Origin of the sequence: Streptomyces sp. NRRL F-6676, assembly GCF_000725625.1 — a bacterium.
Taxonomy (GTDB): domain Bacteria; phylum Actinomycetota; class Actinomycetes; order Streptomycetales; family Streptomycetaceae; genus Streptomyces.
Genome location: NZ_JOHS01000001.1, coordinates 66,524 through 82,929, shown reverse-complemented (window position 1 = coordinate 82,929; position 16,406 = coordinate 66,524). Strand labels below are relative to the sequence as shown.

Sequence of the window (16,406 nt, the reverse complement as noted above, 5' to 3'; positions counted from 1 at the left end):
ATGGCGGCATCCAATCCCCCATCCTTTATTCGTATCATGTAACAGTTTGTGCATGATTGGTCATCAGAACTCTGACTCGGTCCTCCGCCGTGGCCTCCGCCCCGCCGGACTCCGTACGGCGCTCACGCTCCTGACGACCGCCGCGGCCCTGCTCACCGTCCCGACGGCGGCAGCGGCAGCCGCCCCCGCCGGGCTGCGGGGCCCCGACTGGGACGCCATCGCCGCCTGCGAGTCCAGCGGCAACTGGCAGGCCAACACGGGCAATGGCCACTACGGCGGATTGCAGTTCAAGCAGTCGAGCTGGGTCGCGGCCGGCGGCCTGAAGTACGCCGCCCGCGCCGACCTCGCCACCCGCGCCGAACAGATCGCCGTCGCCCGCAAACTGGCCGCGCTCCAGGGCATGTCGGCGTGGACCTGCGCCTGAGCGGCACACCGGCCCCCGGGCTCGAGCCGCGAAGCGGAGGCCGACGCGGGCGCTCTGCCCTGAAGGTGCGGTGCGGGAAGGGTCTCGCGAGCGGAGAAGCCTGTTGCCCAGGGCGACGAGTGCGGCGATCATGGCGTGGTGTCGGACCTGTATGAGCGCGCGACCGCGTTCCGTGCCTCTTTCGCCCGGCGCCAGGCTGCCGACCTCGTCGAGTTCCCCGGCGCCTTCGTCGTCCGCGACCCGGACTTCCCCCTCTCCCAGGAGCACAACCAACTGATCGTCGACGCCCCGGACGCCGATCCGGTCGCGCTGCCCGGACTGGCCGCGCGAAGCCTCGGGCCTCGCGGGCCGTACCGGATCACGGTGCTGGACGGGGCGCTCGGCGAGCGGGCCGCTGCGGTGTGGGCGGCGGCCGGCCACGACCACGGCACCGAACTGGTGCTGGCCAGGGCAACCGCCGGTTGCGCGCTGCCCGGCACAGCCGCGCGCCCGGTCGGACTGGCCGAGCTGCGGACGGCCGTGCTCCGGCAGCAGCTGAGCTGGACCTCGGACGAGTGCCTCGCCCGGCAGCTCACCGACCGTCGCGCCGCCCGTCTGCGCGGCGCGGAGGAGGTGCTGTTCCTGGTCACGCGGACGCCGCGGGGGAAGATCGCCGCCTGGGCCGACCTCTACCTCGACCGGGTCGCCGGACTGGCTCAGCTCGAGGACCTGGTCACGGCCACGCCGTACCGGGGGCAGGGACACGGCGGCACACTTCTCGCCACCGGTCTGGCGTTGGCCGCCGCTGCCGGTGTCCCGCGGCTCTTCCTCGTCGCGGACGGGGCCGACCGGCCGCGCGAGTGGTACGTGCGGCGCGGGTTCGCCGAGATCGGCCGCAGCCACTCGTTCCTCGTCGGGTGACGGCCGGGGATGGGCCCCGGGAAGGAAGACGATCAGGTCCGCGCCCTCGTCGGGTGACGGCCGGGGACGGGCCCCGGGGAGGAAGACGATCAGGTCCGCGCCCTCGTCGGGCCCCGGTACCGTCCCGGTATCGTGCCCGGCATGGAGGTACGTACGCTGCGCTACTTCGTGGCCGTCGCCGAGGAGTTGCACTTCGGGCGGGCGGCCGCGCGGCTGCGTATGACCCAGCCGCCGTTGAGCCGGGCGATCCGGCAGTTGGAGGCGGACCTCGGGTGCGCCCTGCTGCTGCGCTCCCCCGCCGGCGTCTCGCTCACGCCCGCCGGTGCCGTGCTGTACGAGGAGGCGTGCGCGCTGCTCGCGCGGGCGGACGGGATCCGGGCCCGGGTCGCGGCGGCCGCGGGCGCCCCCGCCCTGACCGTCGGCATCCTCGCCGACAGCGTCGAGCAGATGGGCCCCCGGCTGGCCGAGGCGTACCGGCGGCGCCGGCCCGAGGTGCGCGTCCGCATCCGCGAGGCGGACCTGGCCGATCCGACGGCGGGCCTGCGCGCGGGCCGCGTCGACGTGGCGCTGACCCGGATGCCGTTCGACGACGCCGGCGTCAGCACCCGTGTCCTGCGGTCCGACCCGGTCGGGGTGGTCCTGCGCACGGACGATCCGCTGGCCGGCCGCGACCGTCTGACCCCGTCCGAGCTGGCCGGACGCCGCTGGTTCCGGCTCCCCGACGGAACGGACCCGGTATGGCGGGCCTACTGGGTCCGCCCCGCGGACGCCGGCCGGCCGAGCGGTACGGGGCAGTCGACCGGTGCCGGGAGGCGGCGAACGGCCGGCAAGGGGCAGTCGTCCGGCACCGGACGGACGACCGGCACCGACCGGTCGCCCGGCACGGGGCAGTCCCCCGGCCCGTCCGGCACCGGACGGGTGACCGGCCCCGCGCAGTCGGCCGGCGCCACACGCCGGGCCGGGCCCGCGCAGTCGGCCGCGGATGACGGCCCGGTCGTGCGGACGGTCCACGAGTGCGTGCAGTCCGTGCTGTGGGACGGAGCCGTCGGGCTGATGCCGCTCGGCCACACGCTCCCCGCCGGACTCACCGCCGTCCCGCTGGACGGCATGGAGCCCAGCCGGCTGGTCCTCGCCTGGAACACCGGCCGCGACACCCCGCTGATCCGCGCCTTCGTGCGGCTCGCCACCGCCCTGTACCGCGAGGAGCACCGTGGGGCGTCCACGACGGCGGCCGGTGGGCACGCGAGGTGACGCGCGCCCACCGGCCGGACCACAGCGGGGTGCGGCACCCCGCCCCCGTCAGTCCGACTGCGCCGCCTGGTCCATGCTCTTCAGCGCGTCCTTGATCGACGCGTCCCCGGAGAACAGTTTCTGCACCGCCGTGAAGTGAGCCTGCTGGACCTTCGGGTTGGGCCAGCGCTGGTCCATGAACGGAACGGTCCTGCCGTCCTTCTGCATCGAGATCAGCACGTCGAGCGCCGGATCGGCGTCGAAGGAGTCGTTGGGCAGGGCGGGGAGGGTGCCGCCCTGCTCCGCGTAGATCTTCTGGCCCTCGGCCGAGCCCAGGAAGTCGGCGAACTTGCGGGCGTCGTCCATGTGCTTGCTCTTGGCGTTGACGCCGTACGCGGCCGAGACCGCGCCCGGGATGCGGGTGTCGTCCGCGTTGTCCGTGGCGGGCAGCGCGAACATGCCCAGCTCGGTGTCGGCGCCGGCCTCCTTCTGCACCTGCGGGATGCTCGTCGTGACCTGGACGAGGCCGACGGCCTTGCCCTGGGCGACGTCGGAGATCGACGTCTCGTAGCTGGTGCCGAGCGGGTTCTTGGTGAAGCAGCCGGCCTTGTTCAGGTCCAGGTACTGCCGCAGGGCCTCGCTCCACTCGGAGTCGGCGAAGGTGGCCTTGCCCGCGCTGAGCCGCGCGTCGAAGTCGGGCGTCTTGGTGTACACGGTGGTGGCGGCGAGCGCGTAGTCGACGAGCTGGGTGACCCACGGGGTCTGGTTGCCGAGCGCCAGCAGGACCTTGCCCTTGTCCTTGGCCTTCTCGCACAGGCTCAGCACGTCGTCCCAGGTCTTGGGCTCGCTGCCGCCGATGTCGGTCAGCGTCTTCTTGTTGTAGATGGCGCCGATGCCGTTGAAGGTGACGGGGACGATGTACGTCTTGCCGTCGACCTGGGTGACGCTCTTGTCCCCGGCGGCGATCTTCGAGGCGAACGAGGAGTCGCTGAGGTCGGTGAGGTAGCCGGCCTTTTGCAGTACCTGGAGCGCGGCCGGGTTGCCGTTGCCGGGCCAGACGGTGAAGACGTCGGGGGCGGTGCCGGAGGAGAGCTGGGTGCGCAGGGTGGACTGGAGCTGGTCGGTGTCGGCGTAGGTGACGTCGACCTCGGTGTCCGGGTTCTTCTTCCGGAAGGCGGCGACGACGGCGTCCATCGGCACCCGGTCGGTGGAGTTCGCGGCGACCCGCAGGGCGTCGCCACCGCCCCCGCCGCCGGCGGTGTCGGAACTGCACGCCACGGCGAAGGTGCCCACCGAGACGGTGGCGAGGGCGGCGGCGAGCAGGCGTGTGGATCTCATGACGGCTCCAGAAGAGGGTGCGGGCAGGGGGAACGGCAACGGGAAGGCGTACGGAGGAAAGGAGCGGAAGGTGTGCCGAAGAGGGCGGCGGGAAAGGCGCGGGGTCAGCCCTTCAGGCCCCCGGCGAAGCCCTGGATGATGCGCTTCTGCATCACGAAGTAGGCGGCCAGGACCGGGACGATGCCGATGATCAGACCGGCGAAGACCAGCGGCCACTGGGAGACGTACTGCCCGACGAAGCCGAACAGCGCGACGGGGATCGTCTGGCGGCCCGAGCCGCTGAGGTACAGCAGCGGGGTGAGGAAGTCGTTCCAGACGAAGATCACGTTGAGGATGATCACGGTGCCCGTGATCGGGCGCATGAGCGGGAAGACGACGCTGAAGAAGGCCCGGACGGGTCCGCAGCCGTCCATCAGCGCGGCCTCCTCGTAGCCCTGGTCGAGGGAGCGCAGGAAGCCGGTGTACATGAAGATCGAGAACGGCAGTTGCAGACCGGTGTAGAAGATGATCAGGGCCAGCGGATTGCCCAGCAGCCCCAGGTCGCGCATGGTCTGGTACAGCGGGATGAGGGCGAGCTGGAAGGGCAGCAGCAGGCCCAGCATGAAGACGGCGAACACCGACTTCGACCAGCGGCGGGTGGAGCGGGCGATCGGGTAGGCCGCCATCGCGGCCAGTGCCACGATCAGGACGACGCTGCCGACGGTGACCAGCACGCTGTTGGTGATCGCCGCCCCCAGCCCGGCCTGCCGCCAGGCGTCGCCGAAGTTGGCCAGGGTGGGGCTGTCCGGCAGCGCGATGGGCGAGGAGTGGTCGCCCTCCTTGCGCAGTGCCATGGAGACGAGGACATAGACCGGGAAGGCGAAGAGCAGCCCGGCGGCGATCATGACCGCTTCGAGTACGCCGGTGCGCCAGGTGTAGCGGTTCACGAGCTCTTCCTCTCCTGGCGGCTGAGGTAGCGGTACTGCACCCCGCTGATGACGATCACGAAGAGCGTGAGGACGACCGCCATGGCGGTGCTGTAGCCGTACTGGTTGAACTGGAACGCCTGCTTGTAGATGACGGTGGACAAGGTGTCCGTGGCGCCGCCGGGGCCGCCCTGTGTCATCACCCAGACCTGGTCGAAGAGTTTCAGCCCGCCGATGACCGACAGCATCAGGTTGATGGTGATGGCCGGGGCCAGCATGGGGCGGATGACGTACCAGAAGCGGCGCACCGGCCCCGCCCCGTCCATGGCGGCCGCCTCGTGGATCTCCCGGGGGATCGACTGGAGGCCGGCCAGGAAGATCACCATGGAGTAGCCGGAGAACTGCCAGACGACGACCGCGACCACCGACCACAGCGCGAGGTCCGGATCGCCCAGCCAGTCCTGCTTCAGCGCGTCGAGTCCGACCGCGCCGAGCAGCGCGTTGATCGCGCCCTCGGGGGCGTACAGGTACTTCCACAGGTAGGCGGTGACCACGGGGGTGATGACCGCCGGGGCGAAGAAGAACACGCGCAGCACGTTGCGGGACTTGATGCGGGAGTCGACCCCCAGCGCGAGGAGCAGGCCGATCGCGTTCTGGACGACCGTGAGGGCGGCGGCCGCCAGCAGGGTGGTGCCGACCGCGTCGCGGGCCGCCGTGTCCTTCCACAGCGCGCGGAACTGGTCGAGTCCGACGAAGTGCTTGACCTGGCTGATGCCGTCCCAGTCGGTGAAGGCGAACCAGCCGCCCTGCACGCTGGGCACGAGAACCGCGAAGACGAAGAACGCCAGCGCCGGCAGCACGAACCACCAAGGGGCCCAGCTTCCGGCCCGGCGGGCGCCGGTCGGGGGCGGGGCCGGGTCGTGCGGCGCACGCTGTCGGTGCTTGCGGAAGGGGCGGGTCGCCACTGTGGCCATGGTCGGCTCTCCATCAATCCACGCGTCGGCCCTAGGCCCCGCGGTGTCGTGCGCTCCATGCGATGAAACGCTTCAAAGCTCGGCCAGAAACTAGGATCGCCGAGCGGGACTGTCAAGAGGTTCCCGACCAATTTCTTCCCGCCGCGTGCCACGGCGGGCGGCATGCGGGGGCGTCCGCGACACCGGCCGCAGGCCGACTGGCGCGCGCATCACAGCAGTTCAGAGGTGTCCCGACGAGAGGCGTGCGCCACACGCCCCGCGGCCGCCTGCCACAGGTCACTCCTTGACGGAACGACCGGCCGCTTCCTACGGTGTGGCCAGCTCAGCGATTGAAGCGTTTTTATTTCCACGAACAGGAGCCACTCCATGCCCGCAACGCCCCCGGTCCCCGCGGTGGTGACGGTGGCCGCCCCCACCGCCGAGCGCCACGGCCGCGCCCTGGGCATCGGAGAAGCCAGGCCGCGACTGTCCTGGATCGTCGAATCCGCCCCCGACGGCTGGACGCAGGCCGCCTACGAAATCCGGATCCAGCCGGCCGGCGGCCCCCCGTGGAGCAGCGGACGGGTCACCGGGGGCGACTCCGTGCTCGTACCCTGGCCCGACATCCCGCCGCTCGCCTCCCGCGAGCAGCGCACGGTGAGCGTCCGGGTCTGGGGCGAGGACGGCAGCCGCTCCGACTGGAGCCCCGAACTCACCGTCGAGGCAGGTCTGTTGTCGCCGGACGACGTGAGCGCGACGATGATCGCCCCCGCGGTTCCCGAATTGCAGCGCCCCGCCCTGCTGCGCACCTCCTTCGATCTGCCCGCCCCCGTCGTCCGCGCCCGGCTGTATGTCACCGCGCACGGCCTGTACGAGGTGGAGCTCAACGGCGTACGGGTGGGCGACGAGGTGCTGGCCCCGGGCTGGAGCAGCTATCACCACCGGCTTCGGTACGCCACGCACGACGTGACCGAGCTGGTCACCGAGGGCGCCAACGCGGTCGGGGCATGGCTGGGCGAGGGCTGGTTCAGTGGCCGGTTCGGCATCCACGGCGGGCGCACCAAGCTGTACGGCGACGACACCGCGCTGCTGCTGCAACTGGAGGTGGAGTGCGCCGACGGCAGCACGGTCACCGTCGGCACCGACGAGCGGTGGCGGTCCGCGCACGGGCCGATCCTCACCGCCGGGCTCTACGAGGGCGAGCGGTACGACGCCCGCGCCGAGCGGGTCGGCTGGTCGCGCGCCGGCTACGACGCCTCCGGGTGGGACTCCGTGCGCGCGGTCCCGTTCGACACCTCCGTCCTGGCCGCGCCCACCGGGCCACCGGTCCGCCGGGTGGAGAGCCTGGCCCCGGTGGACGTGCTCACCACGCCCGGCGGGCGTACGGTCCTGGACTTCGGGCAGAACATCGCGGGCCGGGTGCGCGTCCGGGTCTCCGGGCCCGCCGGGAGCACCGTCACCCTGCGCCACGCCGAAGTGCTCCAGGACGGCGAGCTGTACACCCGCCCGCTGCGGCACGCCACCGCCACCGACAGCTACGTCCTCAAGGGCGACGGCACCGAGGAGTGGGAGCCGCGGTTCACGATCCACGGCTTCCGCTACGTCGAGGTCACCGGCTGGCCGGGACCGCTCGACCCGGCGGACGTGACCGCGCAGGTACTGCACACCGACATGCGCCGCACCGGCTGGTTCCGCTCCTCCGACGCCCTGCTGAACCGGCTGCACGACAATGTGCTGTGGAGCATGCGCGGCAACTTCGTCGACGTGCCCACCGACTGCCCGCAGCGCGACGAGCGGCTCGGCTGGACCGGTGACATCCAGGTCTTCGCCCCCACCGCCTCCTTCCTCTACGACTGCTCGGGGATGCTGACCTCCTGGCTGGCCGACCTCGCGCACGACCAGTACGAGGACGGCACGGTCCCCTTCATCGTCCCGGCGATCCCGGTGCCGGAGTGGACCCCGGCCTGGGCGGCCGCGGTGTGGGGGGACGCGGCGGTGCTGGTCCCGTGGACCCTGTTCCAGCGCTTCGGCGACCGGGGCGTGCTGCGCGCCCAGTACGCCGGCGCGCGGGCCTGGATCGACCTCGTCGCCTCGCAGTGCGGCCCGGACGGGCTGTGGCGGCAGGGCAAGCAGCTCGGCGACTGGCTGGACCCGGCGGCACCGCCCGACGACCCCTGGCAGTCCCGCACCGACCCGCACCTGGTCGCGCAGGCGTACTTCGCGCACTCCTCTCGCATCCTCGCGCGGATCGCGCGGGAACTGGGCGAGGCGGCGGACCACGCCCACTACACGGGGGTCGCGGACCGGGCCCGCGACGCGTTCCGGCGCGCGTACACCGGTCCGGACGGGCGGCTCGCCTCGGACACGCAGACCGCCTACGCGCTGGCGCTGCGCTTCGGACTGCTGCCCGACGCGGAGAGCGAGGCGACGGCGGGCCGGCGTCTGGCGGAGCTGGTCGCCCGGGACGGGCACCGCATCGCCACCGGGTTCGCCGGCACCCCGGAGGTGTGCGACGCGCTGGCCGACGGCGGCCACCACGCCACCGCCTACCGGCTGCTGCTCCAGCGGGCCTGCCCGTCCTGGCTCTACCCGGTCACCCAGGGGGCGACCACCGTGTGGGAGCGCTGGGACAGCATGCTGCCGGACGGCAGGGTCAACCCCGGCGAGATGACCTCGTTCAACCACTACGCGCTGGGCGCGGTCGCCGACTTCCTGCACCGCACGGTGGCCGGCCTCGCCCCCGCCGCCCCCGGCTACCGGCGGCTGCGCATCGCCCCGCGCCCCGGCGGCGGCCTCTCCCACGCCGAGGCCGAACTGCACACGCCGTACGGGCCGGCCCGGGTCGCGTGGCGGCTCGTCGGCGAGGTGCTCAGCGTGCGGGCCACGGTGCCGCCGAACACCACCGCCGAGATCGATCTGCCCGGGCTGCGCACCCAAGTGGGCAGCGGGAGCCACGAGTTCACGTGCGCCCGGCCGCGTCACGCGAGCGCGCACGTGGTGGCCGATACCATCGCCGTGCACGATTGAAGCGTTACAACAAGGTGAAACGTGAGATGCAGCACCGCTCGCGAGCGGCCGCACGAAGGGCGCGGGAGATGAACACCGTCGGCATCAAGGACGTCGCGTCACGCGCCGGAGTCTCGATCGCCACCGTCTCCAATGTGATCAACCGTCCGGAGAAGGTCGCCCCGGCCACCCGCGAGCGGGTCGAGGAGGCCATCGGCGTCCTGGGGTACGTGCCCAATCCGGCCGCCCGGCAGCTCAGCGGGAGCCGGGGCAGCATCGTCGGACTGGTCGTCTTCGACGTGCGCAACCCCTTCCTGACCGATCTGGCGCGGGGCGCCGAGGACTTCCTGCACACCACCGGGCAGACCGTCACCCTGTGCAACACCGATGTGCTGCCCGACAAGGAGGAGCGCTATCTGCGGCAGCTCGCCCAGCACAACGCCGTGGGCGTGCTGATCACCCCGGCCGACCTCAACCGCGCCTGGCTGGACGGGCTGCGGGACCGGGGGCTGCGGGTGGTGCTGCTGCACAACTCCGACGCCTACCCGGACGTGTGCTCCGTCGCCGTCGACGACGTGGCGGGCGCCGACGCGGCCGTCACGCACCTGCTCGCCCGCGGTCACGAGCGGATCGCGTTCGTGACCGGCCCGGCGCACATGCGCCAGTCGCAGGACCGGCTCGCCGGCTCCCGGCAGGCCCTGGCCCGGGCGGGCCGTCCCGCCGAGACACTGGAGGTGGTGGAGGTCTCCGCGTTCACCGTGGACCAGGGGCGGCGGGCCGGTGAGCAGTTGCTGACGGCCGGGGAGCGGGTGTCGGCGGTGTTCTGCGCCAACGACCTGCTGGCGCTCGGCCTGATGCAGACGGCGTTCCGCGCGGGGCTGCGGGTCCCGCGGGACCTGGCGATCGTCGGCTACGACGACATCCACTCGGCCGCCACCGCCGGGGTCCCGCTCACCTCGGTCCACGTCGGCGGCTACGACCTCGGCCAGGCCGCGGCCCGGCTGCTGCTCGACGAGGACGGTCCCGGGCACGTCCACCAGCGGCTGGTCTTCCCGCCTCGGCTGGTGGAGCGCAGCTCGACGTAGGAGGCGGGGGCGGGCGGGTACGCGCACGGACGGGGCAGGCGTGAAGACGTGCCCGGGCGGGGTCAGTCCCCGGCGGGCGGCGGGGCCGTCGAGCGGCGTACGCGCAGTTCCGGGATGATGCGGTGCTGCCGCGCCTGGGTCCGTCCTCCCTCGACCCGGTCCAGCAGCATGGTGACCGCCTGCCGTCCCATCTCGGCGCCCGACTGGTCCACGGAGGTGAGGGAGACGGCCGGGTGGGCGGCGAAGTCGGTGTCGTCGTAGCCGACGAGTGAGACGTCGTCGCTGGTCAGACCCATGTCGGCGAGAGCGGCCAGGGCGCCGACGGCGAGCTGGTCATGGGCGGCGAACAGGGCCGTGGGGCGGTCGGGCCCGTCGAGCAGGGCGCGCGTGGTGTCGTAGGCGCTCCGCTCGGTCTGCCCGGTGCGCGCCACCCGGATGTGCGCGGCGAGTCCGGCGGCGGCCATGCACGCCCGGTAGGTCTCCAGACGGAGGGCGTGGGGGGTGCCCGAGCCGGGCGCGGTCAGCTCCTCGTCCTCGGTGAGGTGGGTGATGCGGCGGTGGCCCAGCGCGAGGAGGTGGTCCATCACGTCCCGGGTGCCCTTGACGTCGTCGCCGACGACGGTGTCGTAGTGCGCGGCCCGGTCGTGCCGACCGAGCATCACCACGGGGAGCCGTTCGGCGAGCCGCTCCAGCCAGGCGGGCTCCACCCGGGGGGAGACGACCACGATCCCGTCGGCCTGGCGGTCAGCGAGGGCCTCGATGGCGCCGTAGCCGCGCCCACCGTCGGCCGGCGCGATGATGAGCTGGAAGGGACTGCCCTCCAGCGCCTGCGTGGCGCCGTCGATGATCTGGGTGAGGAAGCGGTTGCCCGGATGCGGGACCTCCAGGCCCAGGGTGTAACTGGCACCGCGCAACGCGCGGGCGGCCACGCTGGGCCGGTAGTCGAGTTCCTCGATGGCCGCCCGGACGCGCGCACGCATGGCGGGACTGACCCCCGCGGCATCGCGGATGACCTTGGACACGGCGGCCCGGGACACCCCGGCGACACGGGCGACATCCTGGATCGTGACCCCCCGCCGACGCCCACCCTGCCCCACGACCACTCCCTCACCCTCGCGCGGGCCGTCCCGCCGGGCGATCGTACGCGGTGGCGGCCCGGGCAGGGACGTGGAAACCGCGCCGACGGGCTGACGGGAGAGGTTGAAGCGTTTTTCATCCGGTCCATTGTGCCGCCGCGTAGATCGGTCTACGTTGTGCCTCGCATCGCGACGTAGACCGATCTACGCGGCGCCGCAGAACGACCGGACACGCAAAGGACCGGCCGCACGCTGCCACCGCGCCGTCTCATACGTCCCCCTCCGATTGAAACGTTACAAGGAGGCCTCATGCCCGGCACGAGACCCCGCTCACCCCGCTGCCCCACCGTCCGCCGCGCGGCGACCGGCATCGCCACCGCCGTGCTGTTCACCCTCGCGCCCACCACCGCCACGGCCCGGTCCGCCGACTCGGAGTGCTCCACCGTCCCGTGGATGGACACCCACAAGTCCGCCGACGCCCGGGCCGAGGCACTGCTGGCGGTCAGCAGCCCGCACCAGAAGTACCGCTGGCTGGTCGAACAGCCCGCCAACAGCCCCGCCCAGACCACGTTCGGCGGGGTGACGTACCCCGCCCAGCTGTCCTGCACGCCCACCGTCGTCTACACCGACGGGCCGGAGGGCGTGCGGTCCGTCGAGGGGGTCACCGCCTTCCCGGCCCAGATCGCCCTGGCGGCCGGCTTCGACACCGACACCGCGTACGACAAGGGCCGGGCGATGGGCCGCGAAGCCTTCGACAAGGGCAAGAACGTCATCCTCGGCCCCGGCGTGAGCGGCGGACGCACCCCGCTGGCCGGGCGGACGCCGGAATACCTCGGCGAGGACCCGGTGGTCAACGGCGTCCTGGCCGGCGCCATGGCGCGCGGTGTCGAGAGCAGTGACGACAAGCCCGTCCTGGCCGACCTCAAGCACTACGTGGCCAACGAGCAGGAGACCGACCGGCAGACCAGTTCCTCCAACGTCGACGCGCGCACGCTGAAGGAGATCTACGAGCTGCCGTACGGGATCGCCCTGAAGGAGGGCGAGCCCGAGAGCGTGATGTGCTCGTACAACCAGATCAACGGCGTCTACGCCTGCGAGAACCCGCTGCTGAAGACCAGTCTCAAGAGCGACCTCGGGCTGGACGGCTATGTGATGTCCGACTTCGGCGCGGTGCACTCCACGGCCGCCGCCCTGAAGGCCGGCCTCGACCAGGAGCTGAACCGGCCGATCCACTTCACCCCCGAGAAGCTGGACGCCGCGCTCGCCGCCGGGGAGATCAGCCAGTCCGACATCGACGGCGCCGCGTTCCGCGTGGTCCGCTCGTACATCCGCGGCGGGCTGTTCGACCACCCTGTACCGAGCACGCCGGTCGCGGACGCGTCGACCGCCGCGCACAAGCGGCTGGCCCGGCGGATCGCCGAGGAGGGCTCGGTGCTGCTGAAGAACAGCGGCGGCACGCTGCCGCTCAGCCCGCGCCGTGGGCAGCGGATCGCCGTCATCGGCGCCTCCGCGTCGAGCGAGGCGACGGACGGGATCAGCGCCACGTCGCTGTGCAGCCTGCCGCTGAACTTCGGCGGCACCAAGGGCAACACCATGGCCTGCGAGGACGTCGTCGCCCCGCTGGACGCCATCCGGGAGCGGGCTCGTAAGGCAGGTGCCGAGGTCGTCTTCGACGACGGCAGTGACCCGGCGCGGGCGGCGGCCGTCGCCGCCGGTGCGGATGTCGCGCTCGTGTTCGGCTACAAGCAGGTCGGCGAGTTCGCCGACCCGGCGGACCTCTCCCTGGACGGTGGCGGTGACGCGCTGATCAGCGCGGTGGCCGCGCGGAATTCCTCGACCGTGGCCGTGCTGGAGACCGGGACCGCGGTCACCATGCCGTGGCTGAAGAAGGTCGACTCGGTGCTGGAGACCTGGTACCCGGGTGAACAGCAGGGACCGGCCATCGCCGCACTGCTGTTCGGTGACGTCAACCCGTCGGGCAAGCTGCCGATGACCTTCCCGGTGTCGGAGTCGCAGCAGCCGGCCGCCACCGCCGAGCAGTACCCCGGTGTCCTCGCCGACGGCGCGACGATCCGTCAGGTCGACTACAGCGAGGGGCTCCAGGTCGGCTACCGGTGGTACCGGGCGCAGGGCGAGAAGCCGCTGTTCGAGTTCGGCCACGGGCTGTCGTACACGAAGTTCGCGTACTCCACGCTCGACGTGACGGGGACGCGCGGCGGCGGGTCCGGTACGACCGTACGGTTCCGGGTCACCAACACCGGCAAGCGGACGGGCACCGAGGTACCGCAGGTGTATCTGCGGCTGCCCGACGCGGCCGGTGAGCCGAGCCCGCGGCTGGTCTCCTGGGACCGGGTCACGCTGAAGCCGGGAGAGAGCCGGACCGTCACGGTGAGGCTGACGGGCAGGGCGGTCGCCGACCGGCATCTGACGCAGTACTGGGACACCGGGCGGAACGCCTGGCGCACGCCGTCCGGCCGGTTCACGGCACTGGTGGGCCCCTCTTCGGACACGGTGCTCCAGCAGAGCTTCACCCTCGGCCGGCGCTGACGGGAGGCGGGGGACGGGGGTGGGAGCAGGCTCACCCCCGCGCCCCGGGCCCCGTCAGCGCGGCGGTGTGTCCGGGCGGGCCGTGTGGTCGGGGTGGCCGCCGGTGCGGCGGGTCTCCTTGAGTTCGGCCTCGTAGAGGTGGTCGCGGCCGTCCGCCAGTTCGTCGCGGGCCGCCGCCTCCAGGGCCTTGAAGGGTTCGTAGTAGGTGGCGTTGTAGGCCTCGACGATCTGGAAGGTCCAGTGTCCGGGGATGACGTTGCGGCCGAGGATCTCCCGCCGCACCCGGTCGGCCCATCCGTCGTGCCCCGCCGCGCGCAGCAGCTCCACCGCCTGGTCGAGTTCGAAGTCCGCGGTGCCGGTGAGCTGGTGCAGCGTGTAGAGGTGGCCGCGGGCCCGTTCGGTCGTCTCCAGTGCCTTGGACAGGGCGCCCAGGGCTTCCACGGTGGTGTCCGTGACCCCGTCGGGGCGCCGGTGGGCGCGGTCCGGGCCGTCGTCGTGCGTGTGCGTGGCTCCCATGGGTTCCATCCCTGCCACCGGGACGGCGCGGGCACGCGTGCGGTCGGGTGAGGGGGGCCGTTCGGGTGGCGGGACGGGCGGGGCCGTCGGGTCGAGTTGAGGAAGTCTTTGCGGTTGGCCGATTCCCGCCCGGGAACCGCCGGACGCGGGCCGCTGCCGGGCCCCTCCCGTGCGCCGCCGGAGTTTTCCCGTACGCAAAGTGCGGCCGAAAGTGCGGGGTCGCCCCGCCGCCCGCCGGGCCGGTCGCGTTGACCATGTCCGGGAGGTGCCACAGGCTCGGAGCACACCACATAGGTGCTTCATACAACTGGTTCGGCCAGCGGGAGGTAACACATGTGCGGCATCACCGGCTGGGTCTCCTTCGACCGCGAGCTGCGCGCCGAGGAGGCGACGCTGCGCGCGATGACCGAGACGATGGCCTGCCGCGGCCCCGACGACCGGGGCGTCTGGGCCGAGGGCCCCGCGGCCCTCGGCCACCGCAGGCTCGCCATCATCGACCTGCCCGGCGGCCGGCAGCCCATGACCGCCGAGACCCCGCAGGGGACGGTGGCGCTGGTCTACTCCGGGGAGACCTACAACTTCACCGAGCTGCGCCGCGAACTCACCGACCGCGGGCACCGGTTCACCACCGACTCCGACACCGAGGTCGTCCTGCGCGGCTATCTGGAGTGGGGCGACGCGCTGGCCGAGCGGCTCAACGGCATGTACGCCTTCGCGCTCTGGGACGGCCGCCGGCAGCGGCTCGTCATGGTCCGCGACCGCATGGGCATCAAGCCCTTCTACTACTCCCCCACCGCCGACGGCGTCCTGTTCGGCTCGGAGCCCAAGGCGATCCTCGCCAACCCGCTGTCCTCCCGCCGGGTCCGCCTGGACGGCCTGCGCGAGCTGTTCACATTCGTCAAGACGCCGGGGCACGCCGTGTGGGACGGCATCCACGAGGTCGAGCCGGGCACGGTCGTCACCGTCGACCGCGACGGGGTGCGCACCCGCGTCTACTGGGAGCTTCGGACCCGCCCGCACACCGACGACCGGGACACCACGATCGCCACCGTCCGCACGCTGCTCGACGACATCGTGCGCCGCCAGCTCGTCGCCGACGTGCCCCGCTGCACCCTGCTCTCCGGCGGCCTGGACTCCTCCGCGATGACGGCGCTCGCGGCCCGGCAGCTCGGCGAGCACGGGGAGAAGGTGCGCAGCTTCGCCGTCGACTTCGCCGGGCAGACCGACAACTTCGTCGCCGACGAACTGCGCGGCACCCCCGACACCCCGTTCGTGCACGACGTGGCCCGCACCTCGGGCACCGAGCACCAGGACATCGTCCTGGACGCGCAGACCCTCGCCGACCCCGAGGTACGCGCGCGGGTCGTGCGCGCCCGCGATCTGCCCGCGGGCTTCGGCGACATGGACGCCTCGCTGTATCTGCTGTTCAAGGCGGTCCGCGCGCAGTCCACGGTCGCGCTGTCCGGGGAGTCGGCGGACGAGGTGTTCGGCGGCTATCTGCAATTCTTCGACGAGGAGGCCCGGCGCGCGGACGCCTTCCCCTGGCTCGTGCAGTTCGGCCGTCACTTCGGTGACGACAGCGGCGTCCTGCGTCCGGAGCTGACGCGCTCCCTCGATCTGGAGGGATACGTCGCCGACAGCTACCGCACCGCCGTCTCGGGCATCCAACGCCTGGACGGGGAGAGCGACTTCGAGTGGCGGATGCGGAAGATCTGCCATCTGCACCTGACCCGGTTCGTGCGGGTGCTGCTCGACCGCAAGGACCGGATGAGCATGGCCGTCGGGCTCGAGGTCCGGGTGCCGTTCTGCGACCACCGGCTCGTCGAGTACGTGTACAACGCGCCCTGGGCACTGAAGTCGTTCGACGGCCGCGAGAAGAGCCTGCTGCGGGAGGCGACGGCGGACGTGCTGCCCAAGTCGGTGTACGACAGGGTCAAGAGCCCGTATCCGTCCACGCAGGACCCGAAGTACGGCCTCGCCCTCCAGGACCACGCCAAGGATCTGCTCTCCAGGCCCTCGCACCCGGTCTTCGACCTCGTGGACCGGGAGCGGCTGCGCGAACTGGCCCACCGTGACACCCCGGTCGGCACGCAGGCGGCCCGCCGCGGTCTGGAGAAGACGCTGGACCTGGCGGTGTGGATGGACCTGTACGGACCGGAACTCGTCCTGGACGAGTGAGGGGACGAGGGCTCCGCGCCCGGGCCGGCCGTTCGGCTCCCCTGCGCACGGCGGCCGGTTGCCTTGCGGGCGGTCGCCGGTTGCCTTGCGGACGGCCGCCGGTTGCCTTGCGGACGGCCGCCGGTCTCCCTGCCCGCGGCCGCCGGTTTTTTTCTCCGCCATGACCGATGAGTCCGGGGCGCGGAACCGGTCTACTTGTCCGGACGCCGCCGCACGGCCGGTGGTGTCCCGGACGGGACGACCGGAGA

12 protein-coding genes are annotated in these 16,406 nt (G+C 72.4%); 7 read left to right on the top strand and 5 right to left on the bottom strand.

The annotated features are described in order from the left end of the window. Positions 1-52: 52 nt before the first annotated feature. From IO29_RS00370 to IO29_RS35400, 3 genes are all read left to right on the top strand, one after another. Complete coding sequence (locus tag IO29_RS00370; protein WP_030378113.1) at positions 53-424, top strand: transglycosylase family protein; 372 nt, start codon at positions 53-55, stop codon at positions 422-424. A gap of 138 nt (positions 425-562) precedes the next feature. Next, positions 563-1,324 (top strand): GNAT family N-acetyltransferase, encoded by a 762-nt coding sequence (locus IO29_RS00365; protein WP_234307416.1) that lies wholly within the window; start codon positions 563-565, stop codon positions 1,322-1,324. Between the two features lie 141 nt (positions 1,325-1,465). After that, positions 1,466-2,575 carry a LysR family transcriptional regulator gene (locus IO29_RS35400; protein ID WP_051707070.1) on the top strand — a complete coding sequence of 370 codons (1,110 nt, stop codon included), beginning with the start codon at positions 1,466-1,468 and terminating at the stop codon, positions 2,573-2,575. Positions 2,576-2,623: 48 nt separating this feature from the next. Here the strand turns inward: IO29_RS35400 and IO29_RS00355 are convergent, their stop codons facing one another. The 3 genes from IO29_RS00355 to IO29_RS00345 form a co-directional block, all read right to left on the bottom strand. After that, positions 2,624-3,892 (bottom strand): ABC transporter substrate-binding protein, encoded by a 1,269-nt coding sequence (locus IO29_RS00355; protein ID WP_030378110.1) that lies wholly within the window; start codon positions 3,890-3,892, stop codon positions 2,624-2,626. A gap of 104 nt (positions 3,893-3,996) precedes the next feature. Beyond that, positions 3,997-4,818 carry a carbohydrate ABC transporter permease gene (locus IO29_RS00350; protein WP_030378109.1) on the bottom strand — a complete coding sequence of 274 codons (822 nt, stop codon included), beginning with the start codon at positions 4,816-4,818 and terminating at the stop codon, positions 3,997-3,999. Further along, complete coding sequence (locus IO29_RS00345) at positions 4,815-5,771, bottom strand: carbohydrate ABC transporter permease (protein WP_051707068.1); 957 nt, start codon at positions 5,769-5,771, stop codon at positions 4,815-4,817. The genes IO29_RS00350 and IO29_RS00345 overlap by 4 nt, the downstream gene beginning before the upstream one ends. A 366-nt stretch (positions 5,772-6,137) precedes the next feature. Here IO29_RS00345 and IO29_RS00340 point away from each other — a divergent pair, with 366 nt between their 5' ends. Next, entirely contained in the window at positions 6,138-8,777 is a 2,640-nt protein-coding gene (locus IO29_RS00340) for a glycoside hydrolase family 78 protein (RefSeq protein ID WP_051707066.1), read from the top strand. A 26-nt stretch (positions 8,778-8,803) separates the two neighbouring features. Next, the gene (locus tag IO29_RS00335) at positions 8,804-9,841 is read left to right on the top strand and encodes a LacI family DNA-binding transcriptional regulator (RefSeq protein WP_234307415.1); all 1,038 of its coding nucleotides are present in this window, start codon (positions 8,804-8,806) and stop codon (positions 9,839-9,841) included. Positions 9,842-9,903: 62 nt separating this feature from the next. Here the strand turns inward: IO29_RS00335 and IO29_RS00330 are convergent, their stop codons facing one another. Beyond that, positions 9,904-10,938, bottom strand: a complete 1,035-nt coding sequence (locus IO29_RS00330) for a LacI family DNA-binding transcriptional regulator (RefSeq protein ID WP_030378105.1) — start codon at positions 10,936-10,938, stop codon at positions 9,904-9,906. Positions 10,939-11,226: 288 nt separating this feature from the next. Here IO29_RS00330 and IO29_RS00325 point away from each other — a divergent pair, with 288 nt between their 5' ends. Next, on the top strand, positions 11,227-13,464 hold the full coding sequence (locus tag IO29_RS00325) for a beta-glucosidase (RefSeq protein ID WP_051707065.1): 2,238 nt from the start codon (positions 11,227-11,229) through the stop codon (positions 13,462-13,464). Between the two features lie 54 nt (positions 13,465-13,518). Here IO29_RS00325 and IO29_RS00320 read toward each other — a convergent pair whose 3' ends face one another. Continuing rightward, complete coding sequence (locus tag IO29_RS00320) at positions 13,519-13,980, bottom strand: hypothetical protein (protein ID WP_030378103.1); 462 nt, start codon at positions 13,978-13,980, stop codon at positions 13,519-13,521. 333 nt (positions 13,981-14,313) lie between these two features. On the opposite strand from IO29_RS00320, the gene asnB reads away from it, so the two are divergent. After that, positions 14,314-16,158: an asparagine synthase (glutamine-hydrolyzing) gene (gene asnB / locus IO29_RS00315; RefSeq protein ID WP_030378102.1), complete on the top strand. Its 1,845-nt coding sequence runs from the start codon at positions 14,314-14,316 to the stop codon at positions 16,156-16,158. The last annotated feature ends 248 nt before the right edge of the window (positions 16,159-16,406 follow it).

What these genes read in the sequence shown, in the direction of transcription:
- IO29_RS00345 (WP_051707068.1), bottom strand. Translation starts at nt 5,771, where the DNA reads ATGGCCACAGTGGCGACCCGCCCCTTCCGCAAGCACCGACAGCGTGCG.
- IO29_RS00325 (WP_051707065.1), top strand. Translation starts at nt 11,227, where the DNA reads ATGCCCGGCACGAGACCCCGCTCACCCCGCTGCCCCACCGTCCGCCGC.
- IO29_RS00340 (WP_051707066.1), top strand. Translation starts at nt 6,138, where the DNA reads ATGCCCGCAACGCCCCCGGTCCCCGCGGTGGTGACGGTGGCCGCCCCC.
- IO29_RS00370 (WP_030378113.1), top strand. Translation starts at nt 53, where the DNA reads ATGATTGGTCATCAGAACTCTGACTCGGTCCTCCGCCGTGGCCTCCGC.
- asnB (WP_030378102.1), top strand. Translation starts at nt 14,314, where the DNA reads ATGTGCGGCATCACCGGCTGGGTCTCCTTCGACCGCGAGCTGCGCGCC.
- IO29_RS00335 (WP_234307415.1), top strand. Translation starts at nt 8,804, where the DNA reads ATGCAGCACCGCTCGCGAGCGGCCGCACGAAGGGCGCGGGAGATGAAC.
- IO29_RS00355 (WP_030378110.1), bottom strand. Translation starts at nt 3,892, where the DNA reads ATGAGATCCACACGCCTGCTCGCCGCCGCCCTCGCCACCGTCTCGGTG.
- IO29_RS00320 (WP_030378103.1), bottom strand. Translation starts at nt 13,980, where the DNA reads ATGGGAGCCACGCACACGCACGACGACGGCCCGGACCGCGCCCACCGG.
- IO29_RS35400 (WP_051707070.1), top strand. Translation starts at nt 1,466, where the DNA reads ATGGAGGTACGTACGCTGCGCTACTTCGTGGCCGTCGCCGAGGAGTTG.